Origin of the sequence: Arthrobacter sp. Leaf337, assembly GCF_001423745.1 — a bacterium.
GTDB lineage: Bacteria > Actinomycetota > Actinomycetes > Actinomycetales > Micrococcaceae > Arthrobacter.
In genome coordinates this window covers 372,220-394,668 of sequence record NZ_LMPC01000012.1, presented here as the reverse complement: position 1 = coordinate 394,668, position 22,449 = coordinate 372,220, and the positions used below count along the sequence as shown (strand labels likewise).

Here is a 22,449-nt window from a genome sequence, read left to right as displayed (position 1 = left end):
CGGCACGGTTTTTACCGCGTGATCAGCAGGTTGCACAGCGCCCGCTCCAAGGCCGAGGACACGGTGCTCCCCGGATGGCCTTCCCGGTGATGGGCGCCCAGGACCAGGACGTCGGCCTGCGCCGCGGCGGTCAGGAGTTCCTTGGGAACGGGGTGGGTCTCCAGCAGGATGCCCTCCACGGGAACGTCGGGGGCGAGGCTCCTTGCGAGTTCTACCGCCTGGTCCAGGAGTTCCTTGCCATGCAGCGGCGCGTGCCGCCCGTGCGCTGCGTGGTGCTGATCCCCGGCCACATGGATCAACTGAAGGGGCACGTTGAAGGCGGCAGCCAGCCGGGCCGCCTCCGCCACCACCTGCTCACGCCGGGGTTTTTCGTCTATCCCGGCCGCGACGGGCTGGCCGGGACGGTTCGGGTAGCGGACCACCATCAGGGGGCACGGTGAGTGGACGGCAAGGTCGAGGCAGGCGGAACCCACCAGCTGCCCCAGGAAGCGGCCCATGCCGCGGTGGCCCACGGCGAGGACACTTGCGCCGTCCGCCGCAGCGCGGAGAACCTGGCCGGGAAGCCCCGGCTCGATGACGCCGTCGATCTCCAGGGGGTGCGCCATGCCTTCGGTGTCCTCCCGCCCGGCTGCCACTTCGGAAGCCACCTCGTCAGCCACCGAGCGGGCGAGGTCCAGGCCTTCCTGGAGGGTGGCTTCGGCGGCGTGCCGGAGCCCGCTGCCCTCAACGCCTTTTACGGGACCAAGGTTTTTGGTGAAGACGGGCCATACCCACGCATGGATTACCTTCAGTTTTCGGTTGGTGGCGGCGGCATATCCGGCGGCCCAGCGGACGGCAAGCTGTGCCGGTTCGGACCCGTCGTAGCCCACCGCGACCGGTCCGTCCGGAATCGGCGCGTTCCTCGGTGAGGCCGTCGGCATGGGCCCTCCCCTCCATAGGCGATGGCGGCGCAATGTCCACCCAGTAGAGTCGGGAGTGCCCGTCCGCGCTAGGGGCTTTGGTCCCGTTCGTCGTCCCGGCGTTTGCGCTCATGGCGTTCGCGCAGGTCGCGTCCGCGCCGGATGTCCTCTTCTTCCCGGAGCTGAAGTTTGTCGCTTTGCTTGGTGTCCCGGGGCGGCAGCTGGATCGTTTCCTCGGCTTCAATACCGGCCTGCAGCTGGCGGCCGCGTTCCATCTCGGCGTCGAACTCGGCGCCGAACAGCAGGGACATGTTCAGGATCCACAGCCAGAGCAATGCGATGATGACTCCACCGATTGCGCCGTAGGTCTTGTTGTAGCTGTTGAAGTTGGCCACGTAGAAGCCGAACGCCAGGGAAGCCAGCAGGAACACCACAACAGCGATGGCGGATCCCATGCTCATCCAGCGGAATTTCGGCTGTTTGACGTTTGGGGTGGCGTAGTAAAGGATGGCGATCGCCGCGATGACCAGCACCAGCATCACCGGCCACTTGGCGATGTTCCAGACGGCCAGGAACGCTCCGCCCAGGCCGATGACGTTCCCGACGGACTCCGCCACCGGCCCGCTGAGCACGAGCATCGCGGCCAATACGACGACGATCAGCAAATTGACGAGAGTGACGCCGAGCATGGTGCCACGGAGCTTGAGGAACGGCCGGCCCTCATCGATCTCGTACACCCGGTTCATGGCCCGCCCAAAGGCCCCCACATAGCCGGACGCGGACCACAGGGCCGTCAGGATACCGATGATCAGGGTGAGGCCGGCAGCCGAGGAGCTTGCCAGGTCTTCAACCACCGGGCGCATCGTGTTTACGGTCTCGCCCGGAGCGATGCCCTGGACGATGTCGAGCAGTGCGGCGGTGGTTTTCTGGGCGTCTCCGAAAATACCGAGGAGGGACACCAGCGCCAACAGCGCCGGGAAGATTGAAAGCACGGAGTAGTAGGTGAGGGCCGCAGCGAGGTCCGGGCACTGGTCCTTCGTGAACTCCCGCAGCGTCTTCTTCGCGATGTACTTCCAAGAGGGCTTGGTGACGTCGCCGGGGCTGTCGGGCTTACGGGAATCATCCGGCGCGGGCGCCGTGCGGGCCTTGGCGGTGCTGCTCTCAGCGGTCTCGGCGTCGTCCATGGAGCCAGTTTGCGCCTGGGTGAAGTTCTTGGCCATTGGAATCTTCTTTCGTGGTTAAGCGCAGCGGCCGGCTGCCCAGCGCATCAGCGAGGGCAACCGGCCGTCTTCCCGGTCGGGCTACACCTGCTGGACGTTGTCCTTGGCGTCCGCGGCGCGGTACTTGACGTCGTCGACGGCGCCTTGGCCCTCGGCCTTGACATGGTCGGTGGCTTGGGCGGCAGTAGCCTTGACGTTTTCCATGGCGTCCTGCGCGGGTGCCTTCAGGCCTTCAGCGACTTCCTTGGCGGCTTCAGTCAGCTCCGTGGTGAGCGGCTCGGCCTTGGTCTTGAGCGCGTCGGCGGCCTCGCGCTCCTTCTCACTTGCCGGGATCAGCGACGAGAACAGCATTCCCGCGCCGAAGGCGATCAGCCCGGCTGCCAGCGGATTGCCCTGCGTTTTGGCACGGACCTGGCGGGGAGTGTCCCCGATGGCCGCGCCGGCGTCCGACATGTGGGCTCCGGCGCCGCTGGCGCCCGAATGCACCCGGTCAGTGGTGTGATCCGTTGCTCCCATGACTTTCTCCTTCACGCCGAACACGGCGTCCTTCACTTTGTCCGTCTGGCGGTGGACGATATTCGACGGGGTAACTTTGTCAGCCACGGCGTCGACGTTGGTGCCGAGCCGCGCGCGCGTTGCTTCGATGTCGGCGCGGATGGCGTCCGGGTTTTCACTCATCGTGTGTACCTCGAGCTCTCTTGTACCTGGGTCTAGTGGCTGGGTTTGAGGGTGGGGGGTATTTCCTGGAGCGTCTCCGCCGTCTGCGGCATGCCCTTGATCGCGTTGAGCTGCTTGCGGCCAACGGACGCCAGGACGGCGGCGATGATGCCCCAGAGAACGGCGAGGACGACGGCGGACCAGCCGAGTCCCATGACCGTTCCCAGTGCCCACCAGATGGCCAGGGACAGGAACAGGAGGACGAAGTGGCCGGCCACGCCGGCCCCGGCGAGCATCCCGCCGCCTTTCCCGGCACGGGAAGCGGACTGCTTCAGTTCGGCCTTGGCGAGGTCCACCTCCTGGCGCATTAGCGTGGAGAGGTCCCGCGTCACGTCGCCCAGCAGGTCACCGAGGGAGGTGTTGTCAGCCTTCGCATGCGCGGCCGTGGAAGGTGTTTCGGGATACTGGCTGCTCATCGCTGCCCTCCGCGCCAGGGGTCATCGCGCAGGGCGTCCCCACGGGACGGATCGTCGGCCAGGGGGTCGGCGGCCAGCGGATCCTTCGCCAGCGGATCTGCGGCCCACTGATCCTGCTGCGTTTGATCCTGCTGCGTTTGGTCCCGGTGCATTCCTTCGTCCGCCAGCGGGTTGGGCGGGTAGGTGTCCGCCGGATAGCCTTCGGCACCGGTCTGGGGGCTGTCAGCGTAGGCGCTGTCGCCATAATCGGTGTCGGCATAAGCACTGTCGGCGTAGGCACCTGTGCCCGCTCCAGCCACTCCTGCGCCGGCCATGCCCGCGGTGGTCGCGTTCGGGGCCGGCATCTGCACCGGCGGCGGGGGAACCGCTGTCCCGGTGTCCGGGACGTAGCCGGGCACGCTGGAAATGGGTGCGGTAGTGGTACGGCCGCCGGCTGAGGCGTCCGTCGATTCGGGTGCGCCCGCACTGAGGCTGCGTGTCAGCCGGCCAGCCAGGATGCCAGCTCCGGCCGCCAGCATCAGGAACGTGCCCGGCCGCTGCCGGGCGAAAGTCTTCACCTCGTTCAGCAGTGAGCCGGGGTCGCGGCCTTCCAGCCATGACGCCACGGAGGCGGACCGGTCCGCAGCCTGCCGGATGAGGTCCGTGGCCACGCCGGGCTGTTCGGACGCGTCAGCCATGGTGCGGAGTTCCCCGGAAATTGAGTGGAGGCCGTGCGCTACCTTTTGCTGCTGTGCGCCAGCCTGGTCCGTGAGGTCCGTCTTGGCCTGGTAGAGCAGATCCTTGGCGTTTGCCTTGACCTCGCCGGCGACGTTGGCTGCCTCGGCTTTGGCGGTTTCCGCCACGTGCTGGGCGGAATCGGTTGCCTGGTGGGCTAGGTCCCCGGCCTCGTGTTTGGCCGTCTCCGTCTTCGACGGCGTGCCTTGGGTTATGGGAGCCGCCGGGTAGGCGGCGTCGTTTACCGAAGTTGCCGGGTAAGCGTCGTCGGTTTCCGGAGTCACCGGGTAAGCGGTTTGCTCTGCAACCCCAGGGGTGCCGTAGCTACCGTCCTGCGGCCATCGGTTCTCTGACATCTTCGCGCTCTCTTTCCAAGAAGGTCGGCTGCTGATCAAGAACCAGTAAGAACTGGCCGTTAAATAGTAAGCATGATTACTATCAGATAGTAAGTACCCTTGGTGTATTAGTTTTTCCGAGACTGGATCTTCCGGTGCATTAGCCGTCCAGCCGCCTCCGCGGATCAGCTGCGGGGGTGCAGCAGGGGAGAGCCCGCCATCCCGCGTCCGCCCGTCAGGCCTTCGATCAGCTCGCGGATGGCGTCCACCGAGGAGGTGCGCGGCTCCCACCCGAGCACCTGGCGGGCGCGGGTTGTGTCCATCACGGGCGCGCCTTCAGCCATCGCAATCCAGCCGGCATCCGTTGGCTGCAGATGTAGCCGCCAGCTCAGGTCCACGGCCGCGCGGACCAGTGGGAACGGAATGGGCAGCCACCGCCTCGCATGGAAAATCCGCGCGAGTTCCACCGGCGTAATGACAGGCTCGGCGGCAATGTTGAATGCGCCGGCGGCGCGGCGGTCGAGAACGCGCCAGTACGCGTCAGCGAGGTCGTCGGCGTGAACTGCCTGGAAGGCCAGCCCGCGGGGCAGCGGAACGATCGGCAGGCTGGGATTCCGCGGCAGCAGCCGGGGGATGAGGCGGCCGAGGAAGTACCGGCCGATCTGGCTGCCTGCCTCAGCCTGGAAGGAGAGCGCCGGACGCAGCATGGAGACGGTAGTACCTGGGTTCTCTGCCGCAAAGCGGTCCAGCAGGGCTTCCTGTTCGGCCTTGTGCCGGCTGTAGTGGGATTCCTGGATGCCGGTGACCGGCCAGTCCTCGGCCCGCCGCGTTTCCTTGCCGGAACGGCTGTACGCCCCCATCGAGGACGCGCACACCACATGCCCCACCCCGGCTTCTCTGGCGGCGCGGAGGACGTTGGCCGTCCCTGTCACGTTCGTTCGGTGCAGGACCGCCTCGTCGCGGTTCGGCTGGAGGATCCACGCGAGGTGCACCACCGCATCCGCCCCGGAGAGCGCCGCGCGCAGCGGCCCGCCGTCGTCGTCCGCTATGTCCAGCGAGTGCCATTCCACGCCGGCGTACGGCGCCACCGTGTGGTCCGGCGTGCGCCGTCCGATTCCCACAAGTTCCAGCGTGCCCGGCCGTTCGGTGCCGGGGCGCGCCGACCGCTCCCGCTGGAGGCGCCGCAGCAGGGCCGTGCCCACATTTCCGCTGGCGCCAGTGATGACGATCCGCATGCCCGTCCGCCTTCCGAATGGCTGGAAGCACCGGCCGACGTACCGGTCGGGCCGGCCAGCGTGTTTGGTTCGGAATTAACGCTACCGGCGATCACACAATGAGCAACCGTATGGCTTTCCGCTTCAGTCCGCCCTGCGCCGAGGCTACGGCCGGGGCGCCGCGGGCGTCGGCGGAGGTGCGCCGGTCAACTAGGGTTGAGGCATGAGCAACACGGTGGCCGGCTAAATGGCACGTAAGGGCCGGTCTGCCGGCAGGAACGCTGAACGTTCGACGCCGGGAGTCGTGGAAGTGCCGAAGGGAACCCGCCCTGACGGGCCGGTTGAGGGCGTGTATTACATCGACACCGGGGACTGCGAGCTGATCGCGGACCAGGACAACTCGAACGGCTGGCTCCTGCGGATCAACGGCGTCATGAGCTCGCACATCGACCTGGCGGACCCGCTCTTCCTCGATTTCGAGTACATGCGGTGGATGGCCGCCCTGGTGGAATCGCGGTGGCCCCGGGAGGCCAGGCCCAAACTGCGCGCCCTCCACCTGGGCGGCGGTGCGTGCTCGCTGGCGCGCTACTTCCACGCTGCGTACCCGGAAGCCCGCCAGGTGGTGGTTGAGCTGGACGGCAAGCTTGCCGAATACGTCCGAGGCTGGTTCGACCTGCCCAAGGCCCCGTTGCTGCGGCTGCGCGTGGGCGAAGCGCGTGAGGTGACGGAGTCGCTGACGCCCGAGACCCGCGACGTGATCATCCGCGATGTGTTTGCCGGTGCCCTGACCCCCCGGCCGCTGACCACTGCCGAGTTCAACGGGCACGCCCAACGCGTGCTGGCTCCCGGCGGGATCTACGTGGTGAATTCCGGCGACGCTCCGGACCTGAAGAATGCACGTGAGGACGCCGCCACCATCGCGGCGGTCTTCGAACACACCCTGATCATCGCCGACCCCGCCATGCTCAAGGGCAGGCGCTACGGCAACATGGTGATGGCCGGCAGTGACCAGCCGTTCGACGACGACCCCCAACTGGCCCGCAGGCTCCTGGGCGGCGGCGTCCCGGCCCATATCTGGGATGACGCCAAAGTGCGTGCCTTTGCAGCCGGCGCAGCAGTCCGTCATGACCCTGCACCGCCGGCACCCGGCTCGTCGGCTGCATAGCCGCCACCTATATAGCTGCCACGCAACGTAGGCGCAAGGCCGGTGCAACAAAAGCCCCGGCAGCCGCAAAGTTGACTCAAGAATCGGCTTTTGTGCCCTTTTTCGCCATCCGGGCCCTGTACTCGCTGTAAGTTTGTGGAAGCTCTCCGCTTTCCCCCAAGACCGGAGGGCAGGAAGCCCCCGCGCTTGAGTCCACTGACTCGCGCAGGGGCTTCCTTCATTCCTCCCTTGTCGCGGTCAGCCCTTGCCGTCGGGAAGTTCGGATGTCCGCGGCGATGGTGTGAAGCTTGTTGTCGCTGGCCCGTGCCGCCAGGTGCAGGAGCTCCATGGCCTGGTCCCGGCTGCAACGGTTCTGCAGCATGACCAGGGACACTGCGGCGTCAATGACAGCCCGCGATTTGAGGGCTGAGCGGAGGTGCTCGGGATAGATCTCCGCCGGATGGACACGCAGCGCGAGTCGGAGGATCCGGGAGATCGAGTCAGTGTGCTCCTCGACGGAGGCGATCGTGGCGGCGTCGAATGCGTCGGTGCTTCGGGCATAGCAGTTCAGCGCAGCAGCGGCGCCGAGGTCGGTGCGGATCGGAACGGCGAGGACTGACCGGATGCCCTCTCCCGAGACGGCTTGCGCATAACGTTCCCACCGGCTGTCATTCAGCAGATCCGGCACCAGCACCGTGTGCTGTTCCCGGAGGGCCGTCAGGCAAGGACCGTCGTCGAAGGCATACTGCTTCTCATCCATCCGCAGCGCCTCTTCGCCACTGCTGGCCACCGTTGCCGGGCTGCCGTTGCGCTCAACCGTGATGGCACACAGCATCGGATCGCGGCCGCCCAGGCGGGAGGCGGAGATGGTGGTCAGGCCGAGGAGGAATTCCGTGAACCCCGGGCTGTCCAACAGCAGGTCCTGGAGTTGCTCAGCTGTGGGTGCGTCGTCTGTCTCGGGAGCCATGGCGGCCTCGATCCTTGAAAGCCGGGCCTCTTGGGGCTGGGCGCAGGTCGCGGACTCTTGATCGCCCGCAACCACGATGGTGGATATAGACAGATTCGACGCACTCACACCAGCGAAGGCTCTCCGACATCTCCTACTTTTGACACTACGCTGTGTGGGGGCCCGAACATAGTGCTCAGCGCCTGCCCAGCAAGGCCTCCCGGTGCTCTACTGTCTGGTCCCGGAGTGCCTGCACGACGGCGGCCACCGCCGGCCGCCGCATGGAATCGGGACGCAGCACCATCCAGTAGGGGAGCCGCTCGGAGAAGGCCTCCGGGAGCAGCCGGACCAGGTCCTGGTGGAGGTCTCCCATGAAGCAGGGCAGGAAGCCGATGCCTGCGCCGGCCCGGGTCGCCTCCACGTGGACGAAAACGTTAGTGGAGCTCAGGCCGTCCTTCATGGCGGGGACGAGCCGGCGCGGGGCATCGAGGTCATCCACCTGGAGCATCGAGTCGACGAAATAGACCAGCGGATGTTCGGTTAGCTCCTCCACTGTTGCCGGCGTTCCGTTTTCGGCCAGGTACGCCCGGGAGGCGTACATTCCCAGCACATACTCGCCCAGTTTGAAGGCCTCGGCACGGTGCACCTGGGGCTCGCCCACCACCACCTCGATGTCGAGTCCGGAGCGCTGCTGCAGGGCCCGCCGGGTGACGGTCACGATCTCCACGCTGAGCCCGGGGTGCTGGCGGCGCAGCCCCGCCACCGCCGGGGCGGCGATGTAGGCGCTGAAGCCGTCAGTGGCGGTCATGCGGACAACACCTGTGATGGGGTCCGGTGCTTTGCCGGGCTGGCCCAGGCTGCGCACGGCCTGTTCAACCTGCTCGGCCACCAGCACGGCCTCCGCGCCGAGTTCAGTGAGCTCCCAGGCGCCGGCCGCGCGGGAGAGGACACGGCCGCCCAGTGTTTTCTCCAGCGCCGCTATCCGGCGCGAAACGGTGGTGTGGTTCAGTCCCAAGGCCTGCGCCGCCGTCGTGAATTTGGCTGAGCGGGAGACGGCCAGCAGGACCAGAAGGTCATCGGGATTAGTGTCCATATCTGCAATTCTGCACACAAGGGGTGCTGGTTTGGCCATTGAAGCGCAGAGTTTCTGCGGCAATACTCATCTGAGCCCATTCAGTGCTGTGGATCACAGCGCGTGTCATCGTGGACACTAAGGAGAACAAACATGAGCGTAGAACAACGCTCGGCAACACCGGCCGATTCCGCCCCAAAGGGCGCGGGCCTCAAGAAGATCGTCGCAGCATCCATGGTTGGCACCGTGGTGGAATGGTACGAATTCTTCCTCTACGCCACCGCAGCAACCCTGGTGTTCGGAAAATACTTCTTCCCCGCCACCGGCAATGAGCTGGACGGCATCATCCAGGCCTTCATCACCTACGCCGTTGGCTTCGTGGCCCGCCCGCTCGGCGGTATCGTCTTCGGCCAGATCGGCGACAAGCTGGGCCGCAAGCCCACACTGCAGCTCACCATCGTGATCATCGGTGTGTCCACCTTCCTGATGGGCTGCCTCCCCGGTTTTGCCGAGATCGGCTACCTCGCACCGGCACTCCTGGTATTCCTGCGGTTCATCCAGGGCTTCGCGCTGGGCGGCGAATGGGGCGGCGCGGTGCTTCTGGTGGCCGAGCACAGCCCCAACAAGTCACGCGGATTCTGGTCCAGCTGGCCGCAGTCCGCCGTTCCCGTGGGCAACCTGCTGGCAACCCTGGTCCTGTTCATCATGTCCAACGTACTGAGCAGCGCGGACTTCCTCAGCTGGGGCTGGCGCGTGGCGTTCTGGCTCTCCGCCGTGATCGTGTTCGTCGGCTACTACATCCGCACCAACGTCTCCGAGTCGCCGATCTTCCTCGAAGCGAAGGCGCAGCTGGAGCAGGAACAGGCTGTCAGCTACGGCGTCGGCGAGGTCATCCGCAAGTACCCCAAGGGCATCCTGCAGGCCATGGGCCTCCGGTTCGCGGAAAACATCATGTACTACCTCGTGGTGAGCTTCGCGATCGTGTACCTCAAGAGCGTCCACAAGTACGACACTTCCTCGCTCCTGCTGGCGCTGCTGATCGCCCACCTCATCCACTTCCTGGTCATCCCGCAGGTGGGACGGCTCGTGGACAGCTGGGGCCGCAAGCCCGTCTACCTGGTCGGCGCCATCACGGGAGCCACCTGGCCGTTCTTCGCCTTCCCCATGTTCGATACGCGCAACCCCGTCATCATCGTGACTGCCGTGACGATCGGCCTGTGCCTGCACGCCTTTATGTATGCCGGCCAGCCCGCCCTCATGGCCGAGCTCTTCCCCACCCGGATGCGCTACGCCGGGGTGTCCCTGGGCTCACAGGTCACCTCGATCTTCGCCGGTTCGCTGGCGCCGCTCCTGGCCACCCAGTGGCTCAAGGACACCGGATCATGGGTGCCCACCGCCATCTACCTGGTAGTGGCGTGCGCCATCACCACGGTGGCAGTGTTGAGCCTCAAGGAAACCAAGGGCATCGCCCTGGAGGACGTGGACCGGGCCGACGCCGAACGCGAAGGCCTGCCTGTAGCAGCCACACGCTGAGCTGCCTGAGTTTCTTGGCCGGCTCCAGCCCCGCTGGAGCCGGCTGGCTCGTTGAAAAATCTTTGAACTGGAAGGCTGGTTATGGAAAACACGCTGAACGGCCGCAAGGCTCTGGTCACCGGGGGAGCCGGCGGCATCGGCGCTGCCAGTGTGCGGGCCCTCGCCGCGCGGGGCGCCAAAGTGGTGATTGCCGACGTCGACGAGGCCGCCGCTGCGACACTTGCCGATGAAGTGGGCGGCACCGCCTGGGCGGTGGACCTGCTGGATGTGGATTCCCTGGCAACCCTCAGCCTGGACTGCGACATCCTGGTCAACAACGCCGGGATCCAGCGCATCAGCCCCATTGAGGAATACGATCCGGCCGACTTCCGCCGGATCATCACCCTCATGCTCGAAGCGCCGTTCCTGCTGATCCGGGCGGCGCTGCCGCACATGTATGCGAACAACTTCGGCCGGATCATCAACCTCTCGTCGGTGCACGGAATCCGCGCCTCCCCGTTCAAGAGCGCGTACGTTTCCGCCAAGCACGGCCTGGAAGGGCTCAGTAAAGTGACGGCACTGGAGGGCGGGGAACACGGGGTCACTTCGAACTGCATCAACCCCGGCTATGTTCGCACGCCCCTGGTGGAGTCGCAGATCGCCGACCAGGCCAAGGTCCACGGCATCCCCGAATCCGAGGTGCTGGCGAAGATCATGCTGACCGAGTCCGCCATCAAGCGGCTCGTGGAGCCGGAAGAAGTCGCCTCGCTGGTCGCCTGGCTCGCCTCGAACGACGCCGGTATGGTCACCGGCGCCAGCTACACCATGGACGGCGGCTGGTCGGCTCGCTAGTTTCCGTGCCGCCCGCAGTTGCGGGCGGCACAAACTAGTGCTTTGTGCCTGTTAAAGCGAGCGTTCCTCCCAGGGCGATCATCATTGCTCCTCCTGTGGTGCTGAGCGTGGAGATGCGCCGGGGGGAGCGGGCGAACCACTGGCGGGCGGTGCCTGCTGCCAGCGCCCAGATGCTGTCCGAGACGAGGGCGATCAGCAGGAACACCGCCCCCAGGGTGGCCAGCTGCAGCGGGATTCCGCCGGCGGAGTACTCCACGAACTGCGGAAGGACTGCAACGAAAAACACCAGCGATTTCGGGTTGGTGGCACCCACAACGAATCCTTGCCGGAGGACCCGGAAAGTGTCGCCGGCACGCGAAGGATCGGCCGCCGTCGTACTTGTTCCCCGGTGCCGGATGGCCTGGATGCCGAGGAACACGAGGTAGGCGGCGCCGGCGAACTTCACGATGGTGAAGAGCAGGACGGACTGCGCCAGGGCAACACCCACACCGAACGCCACCGCAACGATCTGCGGGACCATTCCCAGCGCGTTTCCCAGGACACTCAGCAGTCCGCCCTTGCGTCCCAGAGCCAGGCTTCGTCCGATCACGAACAGCACGCTGGGCCCGGGGACGGCAATCAGGACAGCGGCGGCCAGGGCAAAAGTCAGCAGATTGCTCAGTGGAACCATGACTGATTTTAGCGCCGGGCGGCCCGCTAGTCCGGCGTCCTGACCTGCCGATAGTCGTAGTAGACCACCTCGGGCACCAGGTCGGGGTGGGCGTCAGCCGCCGTCCGCAGGCCCAGCGACGAGCCGTGGATGACTGTCACCACGCCAAGCCGGCGGCCGTTGAACGGGTCGTCGCCTAGGACCACGTCCCCGATCTTGAACGGCACGGTTGCCGTTCGCACTTTTTCGGCGGCGGCGTTCAGCCACGAGATCAAGCGGCGCCGGTCACGGGGGAAGGGAGGCCGGGAGGCTGGATGATCCTTCATCAAAACCACTCCTTTGCAGTGCCTGAACCAGCACGACTCGCAGGCGGTCCGGATGCTGCGACAAGTAGTTCAAGTCCGGTCTGCGCCTGGTGTCCAAGCTAAAGCCAAATCCCACCCGTCGCTTGCGTAACTCCTACCTCTTCTGTACCGTCCAACACTCGAAATTTATTGCGGACTACTTGCCCTGTTCTACAGTCCTCGACGCAGTCTCATCCACGAGTTCGGCGCGGGCGCGGCCATGGCCGCGGACCCACAGGCGGTAGGCCACCACCAGCAGGCCAAGCCACACTGCACCCACGTAGAGGGCAACCCGGGAATCCTCGAACGCACCCAGGATCGCGATCACCAGTGCCATGAACGCGATGGTCAGGACGGAGGCTGCCGGCCACCACGGGGACGGGAATTCCGACGCCGGGAGCCCCCTGCGGGCGATCTCGCGTTTCATGGCCACATGCGATGCCAGGATCATGACCCAGACCCAGACAGTGGCAAAGGTCGCGATCGAAGCGATCAGCAGGAACACGTCCTCAGGCATGACGGCGTTCAGGAACACGCCCACCAGCAGGACGCCGGCCATCATCACCACAGTCATCCACGGCACTCCGTGGCGGGACACCTTGCCGAAGCTGGCTGGAGCATGGCCCTGCCGGGCCAGTCCGAAGAGGATGCGGCCGGCTCCGAATATGTCGCTGTTGATGGCGGAGAGGGCCGCGGTAATCACCACGGCGTTGAGGATGTGCGGTGCGGCGGGAATGCCAAGGCCACTGAAGATCTGGACGAACGGACTGCCGTTGGCGCCCACCTCGTTCCACGGAAACAGGCTCATCAGCACGGCCAGGGTCAGCACGTAGAACAGCAGCACCCGCACGGGCACGGTGTTGACCGCCTTGGGAATGACCTTCTTGGGGTCGGCCGCTTCACCGGCCGTGACGCCGATGGTTTCGATCCCGCCAAAGGCGAACATCACGACGGCGAACGAGGCCAGGAGCCCTTCGAAGCCGTTGGGGAACAGGCCCCCGTGCTCGACGAGGTTGCCGATCCCCGGAGCGACCGTTGCCCCGCCGGCCTGGAAACCAAAGACGATGATGGCTGCACCGCCGGCGATCATGGCGATGATCGCCACGACTTTGATCAGCGAGAACCAGAACTCCAACTCCCCGAAAACCTTGACGCTGAGCAGGTTCAGGGCCGCCAGGAAGAAGATGATGGCCAGGACCCAGATCCAGCGCTCCACGTCGGGGAACCAGAACCCCATGTAGATACTGAAGGCCGTGACGTCCGCGATGGCCACGATCGCCATCTCGAACACATACGTCCAGCCGGTCACGAATCCGGCCAGCGGACCGAGGTAGCGGCTGGCGTACTGGCCGAACGAGCCGGAAACGGGGTGCCGCACGGCCATCTCGCCCAGCGCCCGCATCACCATGAACACGGCGGCGCCACCGATCATGTAAGCCAGGAGGACCGCCGGACCGGCCTTCTGGATCGCGGAGGCAGAGCCGTAGAACAGTCCTGTGCCGATGGCCGACCCCAGGGCCATGAAGCGGATGTGGCGGATGTTCAGTCCGCGGTTCAGGACGGTGTTGACGGTGGTGCCGGCAGCGGCGCGGACAGTGCTTCCGGCGGTGCCGGGTGACATTGTGGTGTCTTCGGGCGCGGCTTGTCCTGCTGTTTTGCTTGCTGTTGGGGCTTGTTGCATGCGAATACCTTCTCGTCATTGGGAGGGGGATCGCTATCCAGCAGACCATTTTCGCGCCCTACGTGATGAGCCTCACGGCGCTTTGGTGTCTTTCATCTCAGACTGTCCGGGCGGCTTCCGGGCGTATTGGCGCGAACGGACAGTTGCGGCCCCGTGGAGGCGTCATGAGTGACACCCTGAATGTCGGTGCCTCCGGAGATACTTTGGGTATGGAAAGCAAAGCAGCTGTGAAGACGATGGAGGCCGTCGAGGCCTCCGTCTCCGCGTTGGCTGTTCTTGTTCGCCGCGGGACGGGAAACTTTGGTTCGACCAGCGCTGACCCTCTTCGTGACCAGGCAGATGCGTGCCTGGACGGACTGGCCGAGGTGGCGCGGGCGGAAGCCCGACTGGCTGCCCTGAAGGTGCACTTCGCCGCCGGCTACGCGGATGCTGCCATAGCCTTGGCGCCGCCCGCCGTGTCCCCGCAAGCCCACACCGCGCAGGACATGGCTGTGACCGCTGAGGTTGCGTGCGTCCTGACGGTCAGCGAACGCACCGCCGGTGCCCTCCTGGCCGAAGCCCAAACACTGACCAATACCTTGCCGCTGACGATGTCCGCGCTACAGTCCGGGAGTATTTCGTGGCAGCATGCCCGGATCATGGTGGACGAAACCACCAACCTCGACAAGGCGGGGGCTGCGGGGTTGGAGGCACATTTCCTGGACCCGGACGCGCCCGCCGCTGCGCGTGGCTGCCCGGCCGGAGAACTTGTCCCGGCCCGGTTCCGGGCGAAGGTCCGTACCTGGCGGGAACGGCACCATCCGGTCAGCATCGAAGTGCGCCATGCCCGGGGCGTCGCTGACCGCCGGGTGGAATACACCCCGGACCGCGACGGCATGGCCTGGCTCTCCGCGTACCTGCCCGCCAGCCAGGCGGCAGGTATCTGGGACCGCACCACCGCCGCCGCAAGGGCCCTCCAAGGAGCGGACGAGGCCAGGACCCTTACCCAGCTCCGTGCCGATGTTGCCGCGACGTGGCTCCTGACTGCAGGGCGCGAAACTGCGGCCCGTGAGTTGGCTGGCAAGGTTCCTTCCCCTGCGGCGCAGGTGCTCATCACCGTTCCGGTGCTCTCGTTGCTCAGCCTATCCGAGGAACCGGCCATGTTGGACGGGTACGGCCCGGTCCCGCCGTCCATGGGGCGCGCCCTTGTCGCTGACGGGGCATCGTCGTTCCTGAGGGTGTTGACGGACCCCCGTGACGGTGCGCCGTTGGAGATCGGACGGGCCAGCTACCGCATCTCCAAAGCGCTGCGGCAGTGGCTGCGGCTAAGGGACGGGAAATGTCCGTTCCCTGGCTGTAACAACCAGTCACTGGACAATGACGCCGACCACCTCCTCGCCTGGGCTCGTGGCGGGACCACGGGGATCAGCAACCTCGGCCAACCGTGCCGCAAACACCACCGCCTCAAACACACCACCGGGTGGACACCCACCAGTGCCAGCGCCAATGAACCGCCGGGCTGGACTTCCCCCGCAGGCCGCCATTACGCCAGCGAACAACCAGACTGGGAACCACCTCTCTGGCCAAGCCAGATCCTGGCCATGACCATTAGCGCCGATCCGGGCACACTTGATCCGGACATACTTGGCCCAGGCATGCCCGACTACCACGACGACCCGCCGCCCGAATGCGATCTGACGGACCGTCCGCTAGCCGAGGACCCTTTCACGGACTGGGAGCTCTTCCTGGCATACGACTCGTACGCTCCTGCTTAGGAAAGTGCTGTCGGCCCCCGCGCGCTGCGCCCAGTACCTTGCCGCAGCAGAAGCTGCCGCCCAGGCTGAAAAGATGCATCGTCCTCGACCGGACGGGAACAGCCGTCCGCCGACACGGCCCCGGCTTCCGGGAACAAGCCCGGCGGCCTCACCGGCTGGACCATCCTGCTCATTCTCGGCGTGGCAGTTCTTGCTGCAGGGGCCATCTTCGGAGTCCTACGGCAGCGGAACGGAGCACGCTAATCGGAGCACGCTCAACGGGCGGACGTCAGCGGTAGCCGGTGGCGTCCGCCGGGCGCCCCGTTTCCTGGACCTCAACCAGATAGCGCCAGCAGTCCGGCCGCGAGCCGTCGATATCAGCGAAGCCGTACTCCCGTGCCAGGCCTCCGGAGGAGTACGAGCCACCGGTCCGACCATGCACGTCCGGGTCCGCGGCCAAGGCCGCGACCGCGCGGCCCACAAAGCGCGGGCTTTCAGAGATAGCGGCGAAATGGGGCTGGATGGCCGCAGCATCCCGCCAGTTCTCTTCGGTGACGCCGAAATGCTCCAACATCATTTCGGAGCGCATCCAGCCCGGCGTGAGCGCCACCGCGGTGCAGCCGAACTGCTTCAGTTCCTCCGCCTGGCTGAAGGCGAGCCGCAGCACTGCATTCTTGGCGAGGTCGTAGAACGTCGACACCCGGTAGCGCCCGGCGTTGTACTCCCGCGTGCCGTCGGTCATTTCCACCACCAGGCCGCCGGGGTTCCGGATGAGCAGCGGCAGCGCGAAATGGCTGGTGATCAAGTGAGTATCGACGGCGGTGTGCAGCATCCGCAGGCCGGAATCCAGGTGGTGGGCCCACACCGGAGCGTCCCATTCGATGAGGTTTTCCCCGCCCCAGATGTCGTTGACCAGAATGTCCAGGCGTCCGTGGTCAGCGTCGACCCGCTGCACCAGCGACTGTACGGCCGCAGGATCCAGATGATCCACCGCCACGGGAATGCCGACTCCACCGGCGGCATTGACCTGCACCGCTGTTTCCTCGAGGGTCTCCGGCCGGTTGTAGTCGGACTTGCGGCCGCCGGCGCTTCGGCCGGTGCAGTACACGGTGGCGCCCGCTTCGCCCAGTGCGACGGCGGTGCCCCGGCCGGCGCCCCGCGTGGCCCCCGCCACCAGGGCGACTTTCCTGCCAGCGGTTTGGTCATGGCTGAGTTCCTAGCCCTTCTGCTGCACGGCCAGCACGATGATGGCGGCGTTGATGCCGAGGGCAATGAGCCACCACCTGTTGAAGGTCAGCAGGAGCAGCGCGGCTGACAGGGCTGCTCCCGTGATGGTCGCCGGCAGCCACCATGGTGCCCCGGCGATAAGTCCCACGCCGCCGGCCGTCAACACAACGGCGGCCGCAACGGCCAAGGCGGCCGCGGTGCGCCTGACATTGCCGGCGAAAGGGGAGTGGCCGGCGTCGAACGGGGCCTTCGGATCGGCCTTCGGCAGCCAGATGGCGAGATGGATCAAGCCGTGGGCGATCAGGAAGAGCCCGGCAATCCAAACCATGGGGGCCTCCTCGCAGCAGTCCGTGACCTCCATCGAAGCACCGGATGGGGGAAACGGCATAGGGGCGGAAGTCCCCGGCCAGTCCCCGGCCTCCCGCTGGCCGCGCATGTCTGGTATCCCGGACGGCAAAGTGGTTCGATGGCCGTCTACGGTGTCACGCAGGGAACACGCTTAAGTACGGGATACCGGACACCCCTTGATCCGGCGCGAACGATGGAGGAAGCATGGCGGACAGCGAATCGCCCGCACGAACAGCGGCTAAGGCGCCTGTGAAGGTGGCGTCGAAAGTCCCGGCGGCGGAAAATACCTTGCGAATCCTCAAACTCCTGGCTTCCAAGCGCGGTCCGATGGCGGCGTCGAACATTGCCACGGCTCTGGGGTTGCCGCGCTCAAGCGTCTACCACCTGCTCGGCGTCATGGAGGCCAACGGCTTCGTGATGCACCTGCATGAGGAGCAACGGTACGGACTGGGCATCAGCGCCTTCGAACTCAGCTCCGCGTATTCGCGGCAGGAGCCGCTGTCCCGGATCGGCCGGCCGATGCTCGCCTCGCTGGTGGACGTCGTTGGCGAAAGTGCGCACCTGGCAGTGCTGCACGGCCGCGATGTGTTGTACATCGTGGAGGAGCGCGCCAAGAACCGGCCGTCCCTGGTGACCGACGTCGGCGTCCGGCTGCCCAGCCACCTCACTGCCAGCGGGCGGGCCATCCTCGCGGCGCTGCCCAAGTCGCAGGTCCGCGCGCTGTACCCGAATGCTGCCGCCTTCACCGCCCGGCATGAGGTGGAGGGCGCCATCATGAAGTACTCGGCGCTGTCCTCGCACCTGGACCAGGTCCGTCAGCGCGGCTACGCCACCGAACACGGTGAGGTGACTCCCGGTTTCGGCTCGATTGCTGCCGCGGTCACGGACCACGTGGGATGGCCGACGGCGGCCGTCGCCGTCACGTTCCTCGAGGACAAACTGCCGGCTGACCAATGGCCGGCACTCGCTGCCCGCGTCCGGAAAGTGGCGGACGAGTTGTCCATACGCATCCACGGCCGCCCGGCCACGTAAGTCCCGCCGAGTAAGCCCGCAGCTCCACCCAACTGACTGGCAGTTAACGTCGTCAAACCGGCGTTTCGCGACGTTAACTGCGAGTCAGTTGGGTAAGGAGGGGCGCGTCTGGAATCCCGGACAGCACCGGCTTCAACCCACTGTTTCCGGGGCTGCGGACACGCTTTAGTTGATACAGAACCTCAACGAGCCGGCGGACGCCGGACAAACCATCAAGCACACGAAGGAGCGCCTCATGGCACCCGCCGATTTCACCGCCGGTGCCCGCCCGGTCAAAGCAGCCCGCGGCACCGAGCTCACCGCCAAGAGCTGGCAGACGGAAGCACCGCTGCGCATGCTGATGAACAACCTGGACCCCGAGGTCGCCGAGCGCCCCGATGACCTGGTGGTCTACGGCGGCACCGGCCGGGCAGTTCGCAGCTGGGCCGCGTTCGATGCGATCACCCGCACCCTGGAAACCATGGAGAAGGACGAGACCCTCCTGGTCCAGTCCGGCAAGCCGGTGGGCGTCTTCCGCACCAACGAGTGGGCGCCGCGCGTGCTGCTGGCCAACTCCAACCTCGTCGGCGACTGGGCAAACTGGCCCGAATTCCGCCGGCTCGAGGCCGAGGGCCTGATGATGTACGGCCAGATGACCGCAGGGTCCTGGATCTACATCGGCACCCAGGGCATCCTGCAGGGCACCTTCGAGACCTTCGCCGCGATCGCCCGCAAACTCACCGGGGACGAGAACGGCACGCTCGCCGGCACCCTGACCCTCACTGGCGGCTGCGGCGGCATGGGCGGCGCCCAGCCGCTCGCCGTCACGCTGAACGACGGCGCCTGCCTGATTGTCGACGTCGACGAAAGCCACCTGCGTCGCCGCGCCGGCAAGCGCTACCTCGACGAGGTCGAAACCGACCTCGACGCCGCCATCGCCAAGGTGCTCAAAGCCAAGGAAGAGCGCCGCGGCTGGTCCGTGGGCTACGTCGGCAACGCCGCAGAGGTCTTCCCGGAGATCCTGCGCCGTCACAACGCCGGCGAGCTCACGGTGGACATCGTCACGGACCAGACCTCCGCGCACGATCCCCTGAGCTACCTCCCCGAGGGCATCACGGTGGAGGAATGGCACCGCGAGGCAGCCGCCGATCCGGAGGGCTTCACCAAGAAGGCCCAGGCTTCGATGGCCAAGCACGTCCAGGCGATGGTGGAGTTCCAGGACGCCGGCGCTGAAGTGTTCGACTACGGCAACTCCATCCGCGACGAGGCCCGCAAGGGCGGCTACAACCGCGCCTTCGAATTCCCCGGCTTCGTCCCGGCCTACATCCGCCCGCTGTTCTGCGAGGGCCTGGGCCCGTTCCGCTGGGTTGCGCTCTCCGGTGACCCCGAGGACATCGCCGTCACGGACAAAGCCATCAAGGAACTTTTCCCCGAGAACAAGCACCTGCACCGCTGGATCGACGCCGCGGCTGAGCGCGTTGAGTTCGAGGGCCTGCCGGCCCGCATCTGCTGGCTGGGCTACGGCGAACGCGCCAAGGCCGGTCTGCTGTTCAACCAGCTCGTCAAGGAAGGCAAGGTCAAGGCTCCCATCGTGATCGGCCGCGACCACCTCGACTCCGGCTCCGTCGCCTCGCCGTACCGCGAGACCGAAGCCATGGCCGACGGCTCCGACGCCATCGCCGACTGGCCGCTGCTCAACGCCCTGCTCAACACAGCTTCCGGTGCCACCTGGGTGTCCATCCACCACGGCGGCGGCGTGGGCATCGGCCGCTCCATCCACGCCGGACAGGTCTCGGTCGCCGATGGCACCGAGCTCGCCGCGGAAAAGCTCGCGCGCCTGCTCACCAACGACCCCGGCATGGGCGTCATCCGCCACGCCGACGCCGGCTACGACCGCGCCGTCGAGGTCGCCAAAGAACGCGGCGTCCGCATCCCCATGAACGAAACCCGCTAACCAAGGCCCAACCCCACATCGATTGCTCCGTAGGCGCCGTATTGAGCCACCAAAAGGGCGTCTGCGGAGCAATCGATGAGAATTGAAGTAGGAACACCATGACTCTCACCACCCACGAACCGCTCACCGTCACCCTCGGCTCCAGCGGCGTCACCCCCGAGGACGTCGTCGCCGTCGCCCGCCACGACGCCAAGGTGACCATCTCGCAGGAAGCCCTCGACACGGTAGCCACAGTCCGCGCCCACATCGACGACCTCGCGCACAGCGAGGTCCCGGCCTACGGCATCTCCACCGGCTTCGGTGCGCTGGCCAACAGGCACATCCCCAATGAGCTGCGCACCCAGCTGCAGAAGTCCCTGATCCGCAGCCACGCCGCCGGCATGGGCCCGGCCGTGGAACGCGAAGTGGTCCGCTGCATCATGTTCCTCCGCGCCAAGACCCTCGCCTCCGGCCGCACCGGCGTCCGCCCCGTGGTGCTGCAGACCATGGTGGACGTCCTCAACGCCGGCATCACGCCGGTGGTCCGCGAATTCGGCTCGCTCGGATGCTCCGGCGACCTCGCGCCCCTGTCGCACTGCGCCTTGGTACTCATGGGCGAGGGGGAAGCAGAAGGGCCCGACGGCGTAACTTACGGCGGGCGCGGCGAACGGACTGTCGCCGAGTTGCTCGCCGAACACGGGATCGAACCCGTCACGCTCGCCGAGAAGGAGGGCCTGGCGCTGGTCAACGGCACCGAGGGCATGCTGGGCATGCTCCTGATGGCCATCGCGGACATCCGCCAGCTGCTTACGACGGCGGACATCACCGCCGCGCTCAGTGTCGAGGCGCTGCTCGGCACGGACCAGGTGTTCCTGCCCGAGCTGCATGCAGCCCTCCGGCCGCACCCGGGCCAGGCCGCAAGCGCGGACAACATGCTCCGGGTCCTGTCCAACTCGCCGATCGTGGCCTCGCACCGGATCAACGACACCAAGGTCCAGGACGCCTACTCGTTGCGCTGCGCGCCCCAGGTGGCCGGGGCCGTCCGCGACACCGTGGACCACGCCGCCCTGGTGGCCTCGCGCGAGCTGGCAGCCGCCATCGACAACCCTGTGGTCCTGCCGGACGGCCGGGTCAGCTCCAACGGCAATTTCCATGGCGCACCGGTGGCATATGTGCTTGATTTCCTGGCCATTACCGTGGCGGATCTGAGCTCCATTGCTGAACGCCGCACGGACCGCATGCTGGACCCGGCGCGTTCTCACGGGCTGCCGGCCTTCCTGGCCGCGGATCCCGGAGTGGACTCCGGCCTGATGATCGCGCAGTACACGCAGGCCGGACTGGTCTCGGACAACAAGCGGCTGGCCGTCCCGGCGTCGGTGGACTCGATCCCGAGCTCCGCGATGCAGGAGGACCACGTCTCCATGGGCTGGCACGCGGCCCGGAAGCTCAGGAAAGCCGTGGAAAACCTGCGCCGCGTCCTGGCCATAGAACTGGTGACGTCTGCACGGGCGATCGATATGCGGACCCAGCTTTCCGGTGGGGAACTGACTCCGGGGCCGGCCGGCGCGGCAGTGATCGCGGCGCTGCGCGACGTCGTCGACGGTCCGGGCACGGACCGGTTCCTGTCACCTGAGCTGGAGGCGGCAGACCGGCTCGTCGCGTCTGGCGAGGTCCGGGCGGCAGCCGAATCCGCCGTCGGGATTCTGGCCTAAAAGTGAATTTTATGCATTCAGAATGACAATTTCCCGGTGCCCCCGAAATACTGCGCGACACAACAGGCGGGGGCCCGGGAATTGTAGTAGAACTAAAGATGTAGTGATGAAGCCCACACCAATGATGTTGTGGCAAAAGAACATATACAAAGGGGTAGAAGTTCAATGAAAGCACGGGGGACGGTTCTGTCCAGGCGGGCGGCATTTGCTGCCACGGTTACCGACTGGAGGAACCTCAAAGCAGGCGAGCGGGTGGAAATCCTCAAGCATGCGCATGTGGTGGCCGCAGGTGAAGTTGAGGAAATTTCCGTGAGCGGAAACGTGCTCTGGCTGGTGCCCGCGGGCCCGTCGGAATCCCAGCTGTTTATGAAGTCAGACGGTGTGCAGGTCCGCAGGACCTAAGACCAGGATCTAAGACCAGGACCGGAGCCGCGTAGTTAGGCGGCGATGTCCTCGTAGGTTTCACCGAAGGGGACGGACTCGTCCAGGGCCACGGTGAACGCGCCCGGCTCGTGGCGGGTTACGCGGATACCGCAGTTGCCTTCTTCTACGGCAGCTTCGATGAGTTCCTTGACGGCGCTCTCCAGTCCGTCGTGGACCTCTTCGGCGCTCGAAAAGGTCAGTCGGATGGACCGAACGTTGGTCTGGGATTCGAGGATGGCTGAGCTCATTGCATGACTTTCTCTAAACGATGTGCCGGTTGGCCACGATCCATTCTACCGGCATTGTCAAAAAAGGTAAGATGTCTGGCATTTGTCCCTCCGGGTTTC

At 66.1% G+C, this 22,449-nt stretch carries 22 protein-coding genes; 8 read left to right on the top strand and 14 right to left on the bottom strand.

Annotated elements, in window-relative coordinates:
- Nucleotides 1–11: 11 nt before the first annotated feature.
- From ASF98_RS10995 to ASF98_RS10970, 6 genes are all read right to left on the bottom strand, one after another.
- A complete protein-coding gene (locus ASF98_RS10995) occupies nt 12–920 on the bottom strand; it encodes a universal stress protein (RefSeq protein WP_055801444.1) in 909 nt (302 codons plus the stop codon).
- Between the two features lie 68 nt (nt 921–988).
- Nucleotides 989–2,119 (bottom strand): YihY/virulence factor BrkB family protein, encoded by a 1,131-nt coding sequence (locus ASF98_RS10990; protein ID WP_235505819.1) that lies wholly within the window; start codon nt 2,117–2,119, stop codon nt 989–991.
- Nucleotides 2,120–2,200: 81 nt separating this feature from the next.
- A complete protein-coding gene (locus ASF98_RS10985) occupies nt 2,201–2,797 on the bottom strand; it encodes a DUF3618 domain-containing protein (protein WP_055801441.1) in 597 nt (198 codons plus the stop codon).
- A 32-nt stretch (nt 2,798–2,829) separates the two neighbouring features.
- Nucleotides 2,830–3,252 (bottom strand): phage holin family protein, encoded by a 423-nt coding sequence (locus tag ASF98_RS10980; protein ID WP_055801436.1) that lies wholly within the window; start codon nt 3,250–3,252, stop codon nt 2,830–2,832.
- On the bottom strand, nt 3,249–4,322 hold the full coding sequence (locus ASF98_RS10975; protein ID WP_055801433.1) for a hypothetical protein: 1,074 nt from the start codon (nt 4,320–4,322) through the stop codon (nt 3,249–3,251). The genes ASF98_RS10980 and ASF98_RS10975 overlap by 4 nt, the downstream gene beginning before the upstream one ends.
- Nucleotides 4,323–4,486: 164 nt before the next feature.
- Nucleotides 4,487–5,536, bottom strand: a complete 1,050-nt coding sequence (locus tag ASF98_RS10970) for an NAD-dependent epimerase/dehydratase family protein (protein ID WP_055801430.1) — start codon at nt 5,534–5,536, stop codon at nt 4,487–4,489.
- Between the two features lie 226 nt (nt 5,537–5,762).
- Here ASF98_RS10970 and ASF98_RS10965 point away from each other — a divergent pair, with 226 nt between their 5' ends.
- The gene (locus tag ASF98_RS10965) at nt 5,763–6,680 is read left to right on the top strand and encodes a spermidine synthase (protein WP_055801427.1); all 918 of its coding nucleotides are present in this window, start codon (nt 5,763–5,765) and stop codon (nt 6,678–6,680) included.
- A gap of 217 nt (nt 6,681–6,897) precedes the next feature.
- Here ASF98_RS10965 and ASF98_RS10960 read toward each other — a convergent pair whose 3' ends face one another.
- Nucleotides 6,898–7,626 carry a GAF and ANTAR domain-containing protein gene (locus ASF98_RS10960; protein WP_055801424.1) on the bottom strand — a complete coding sequence of 243 codons (729 nt, stop codon included), beginning with the start codon at nt 7,624–7,626 and terminating at the stop codon, nt 6,898–6,900.
- A gap of 175 nt (nt 7,627–7,801) precedes the next feature.
- On the bottom strand, nt 7,802–8,698 hold the full coding sequence (locus ASF98_RS10955) for a LysR family transcriptional regulator (protein ID WP_055801421.1): 897 nt from the start codon (nt 8,696–8,698) through the stop codon (nt 7,802–7,804).
- Between the two features lie 132 nt (nt 8,699–8,830).
- Between ASF98_RS10955 and ASF98_RS10950 the strand changes: the two genes are divergently transcribed.
- Nucleotides 8,831–10,210, top strand: a complete 1,380-nt coding sequence (locus ASF98_RS10950; protein ID WP_055801420.1) for an MFS transporter — start codon at nt 8,831–8,833, stop codon at nt 10,208–10,210.
- An 81-nt stretch (nt 10,211–10,291) separates the two neighbouring features.
- Entirely contained in the window at nt 10,292–11,041 is a 750-nt protein-coding gene (locus ASF98_RS10945; RefSeq protein ID WP_055801419.1) for a 3-hydroxybutyrate dehydrogenase, read from the top strand.
- Between the two features lie 34 nt (nt 11,042–11,075).
- Here the strand turns inward: ASF98_RS10945 and ASF98_RS10940 are convergent, their stop codons facing one another.
- The 3 genes from ASF98_RS10940 to ASF98_RS10930 form a co-directional block, all read right to left on the bottom strand.
- The gene (locus ASF98_RS10940; protein WP_055801416.1) at nt 11,076–11,711 is read right to left on the bottom strand and encodes a LysE family translocator; all 636 of its coding nucleotides are present in this window, start codon (nt 11,709–11,711) and stop codon (nt 11,076–11,078) included.
- Between the two features lie 26 nt (nt 11,712–11,737).
- Nucleotides 11,738–12,016, bottom strand: coding sequence for a hypothetical protein (locus tag ASF98_RS10935; protein ID WP_055801414.1), 279 nt, complete (start codon nt 12,014–12,016; stop codon nt 11,738–11,740).
- A gap of 175 nt (nt 12,017–12,191) precedes the next feature.
- On the bottom strand, nt 12,192–13,715 hold the full coding sequence (locus ASF98_RS10930; RefSeq protein WP_442854035.1) for an amino acid permease: 1,524 nt from the start codon (nt 13,713–13,715) through the stop codon (nt 12,192–12,194).
- 209 nt (nt 13,716–13,924) lie between these two features.
- On the opposite strand from ASF98_RS10930, the gene ASF98_RS10925 reads away from it, so the two are divergent.
- Complete coding sequence (locus tag ASF98_RS10925) at nt 13,925–15,469, top strand: HNH endonuclease signature motif containing protein (protein ID WP_082506796.1); 1,545 nt, start codon at nt 13,925–13,927, stop codon at nt 15,467–15,469.
- Nucleotides 15,470–15,737: 268 nt separating this feature from the next.
- Here the strand turns inward: ASF98_RS10925 and ASF98_RS10920 are convergent, their stop codons facing one another.
- Both ASF98_RS10920 and ASF98_RS10915 read right to left on the bottom strand, forming a co-directional pair.
- Complete coding sequence (locus ASF98_RS10920; protein ID WP_235505817.1) at nt 15,738–16,622, bottom strand: SDR family oxidoreductase; 885 nt, start codon at nt 16,620–16,622, stop codon at nt 15,738–15,740.
- Nucleotides 16,623–16,664: 42 nt separating this feature from the next.
- A complete protein-coding gene (locus ASF98_RS10915; protein ID WP_055801405.1) occupies nt 16,665–17,003 on the bottom strand; it encodes a hypothetical protein in 339 nt (112 codons plus the stop codon).
- A gap of 224 nt (nt 17,004–17,227) precedes the next feature.
- On the opposite strand from ASF98_RS10915, the gene ASF98_RS10910 reads away from it, so the two are divergent.
- The 4 genes from ASF98_RS10910 to ASF98_RS10895 all read left to right on the top strand — a co-directional run bounded on the left by ASF98_RS10910 (nt 17,228) and on the right by ASF98_RS10895 (nt 22,081).
- Nucleotides 17,228–18,055, top strand: a complete 828-nt coding sequence (locus ASF98_RS10910; protein WP_055801401.1) for an IclR family transcriptional regulator — start codon at nt 17,228–17,230, stop codon at nt 18,053–18,055.
- Between the two features lie 235 nt (nt 18,056–18,290).
- The gene (locus ASF98_RS10905) at nt 18,291–19,988 is read left to right on the top strand and encodes a urocanate hydratase (RefSeq protein ID WP_055802420.1); all 1,698 of its coding nucleotides are present in this window, start codon (nt 18,291–18,293) and stop codon (nt 19,986–19,988) included.
- 98 nt (nt 19,989–20,086) lie between these two features.
- Nucleotides 20,087–21,679, top strand: a complete 1,593-nt coding sequence (gene hutH / locus ASF98_RS10900; protein ID WP_055801398.1) for a histidine ammonia-lyase — start codon at nt 20,087–20,089, stop codon at nt 21,677–21,679.
- 165 nt (nt 21,680–21,844) lie between these two features.
- A complete protein-coding gene (locus ASF98_RS10895) occupies nt 21,845–22,081 on the top strand; it encodes a hypothetical protein (protein WP_055801395.1) in 237 nt (78 codons plus the stop codon).
- 35 nt (nt 22,082–22,116) lie between these two features.
- On the opposite strand, the gene ASF98_RS10890 is transcribed toward ASF98_RS10895, so the two are convergent.
- Entirely contained in the window at nt 22,117–22,350 is a 234-nt protein-coding gene (locus ASF98_RS10890; protein WP_055801392.1) for a hypothetical protein, read from the bottom strand.
- Nucleotides 22,351–22,449 lie beyond the last annotated feature (99 nt).

Bases quoted from the DNA above. Each gene is read 5' to 3' on its own strand.
- ASF98_RS10895 (WP_055801395.1), top strand. From the start codon at position 21,845: ATGAAAGCACGGGGGACGGTTCTGTCCAGGCGGGCGGCATTTGCTGCC.
- ASF98_RS10910 (WP_055801401.1), top strand. From the start codon at position 17,228: ATGGCGGACAGCGAATCGCCCGCACGAACAGCGGCTAAGGCGCCTGTG.
- ASF98_RS10925 (WP_082506796.1), top strand. From the start codon at position 13,925: ATGGAAAGCAAAGCAGCTGTGAAGACGATGGAGGCCGTCGAGGCCTCC.
- ASF98_RS10960 (WP_055801424.1), bottom strand. From the start codon at position 7,626: ATGGCTCCCGAGACAGACGACGCACCCACAGCTGAGCAACTCCAGGAC.
- ASF98_RS10950 (WP_055801420.1), top strand. From the start codon at position 8,831: ATGAGCGTAGAACAACGCTCGGCAACACCGGCCGATTCCGCCCCAAAG.
- ASF98_RS10935 (WP_055801414.1), bottom strand. From the start codon at position 12,016: ATGAAGGATCATCCAGCCTCCCGGCCTCCCTTCCCCCGTGACCGGCGC.
- ASF98_RS10940 (WP_055801416.1), bottom strand. From the start codon at position 11,711: ATGGTTCCACTGAGCAATCTGCTGACTTTTGCCCTGGCCGCCGCTGTC.
- ASF98_RS10965 (WP_055801427.1), top strand. From the start codon at position 5,763: ATGGCACGTAAGGGCCGGTCTGCCGGCAGGAACGCTGAACGTTCGACG.
- ASF98_RS10980 (WP_055801436.1), bottom strand. From the start codon at position 3,252: ATGAGCAGCCAGTATCCCGAAACACCTTCCACGGCCGCGCATGCGAAG.
- ASF98_RS10970 (WP_055801430.1), bottom strand. From the start codon at position 5,536: ATGCGGATCGTCATCACTGGCGCCAGCGGAAATGTGGGCACGGCCCTG.
- ASF98_RS10990 (WP_235505819.1), bottom strand. From the start codon at position 2,119: ATGGCCAAGAACTTCACCCAGGCGCAAACTGGCTCCATGGACGACGCC.
- ASF98_RS10890 (WP_055801392.1), bottom strand. From the start codon at position 22,350: ATGAGCTCAGCCATCCTCGAATCCCAGACCAACGTTCGGTCCATCCGA.
- hutH (WP_055801398.1), top strand. From the start codon at position 20,087: ATGACTCTCACCACCCACGAACCGCTCACCGTCACCCTCGGCTCCAGC.
- ASF98_RS10955 (WP_055801421.1), bottom strand. From the start codon at position 8,698: ATGGACACTAATCCCGATGACCTTCTGGTCCTGCTGGCCGTCTCCCGC.
- ASF98_RS10975 (WP_055801433.1), bottom strand. From the start codon at position 4,322: ATGTCAGAGAACCGATGGCCGCAGGACGGTAGCTACGGCACCCCTGGG.
- ASF98_RS10930 (WP_442854035.1), bottom strand. From the start codon at position 13,715: ATGCAACAAGCCCCAACAGCAAGCAAAACAGCAGGACAAGCCGCGCCC.
- ASF98_RS10985 (WP_055801441.1), bottom strand. From the start codon at position 2,797: ATGAGTGAAAACCCGGACGCCATCCGCGCCGACATCGAAGCAACGCGC.
- ASF98_RS10905 (WP_055802420.1), top strand. From the start codon at position 18,291: ATGGCACCCGCCGATTTCACCGCCGGTGCCCGCCCGGTCAAAGCAGCC.
- ASF98_RS10945 (WP_055801419.1), top strand. From the start codon at position 10,292: ATGGAAAACACGCTGAACGGCCGCAAGGCTCTGGTCACCGGGGGAGCC.
- ASF98_RS10995 (WP_055801444.1), bottom strand. From the start codon at position 920: ATGCCGACGGCCTCACCGAGGAACGCGCCGATTCCGGACGGACCGGTC.
- ASF98_RS10915 (WP_055801405.1), bottom strand. From the start codon at position 17,003: ATGGTTTGGATTGCCGGGCTCTTCCTGATCGCCCACGGCTTGATCCAT.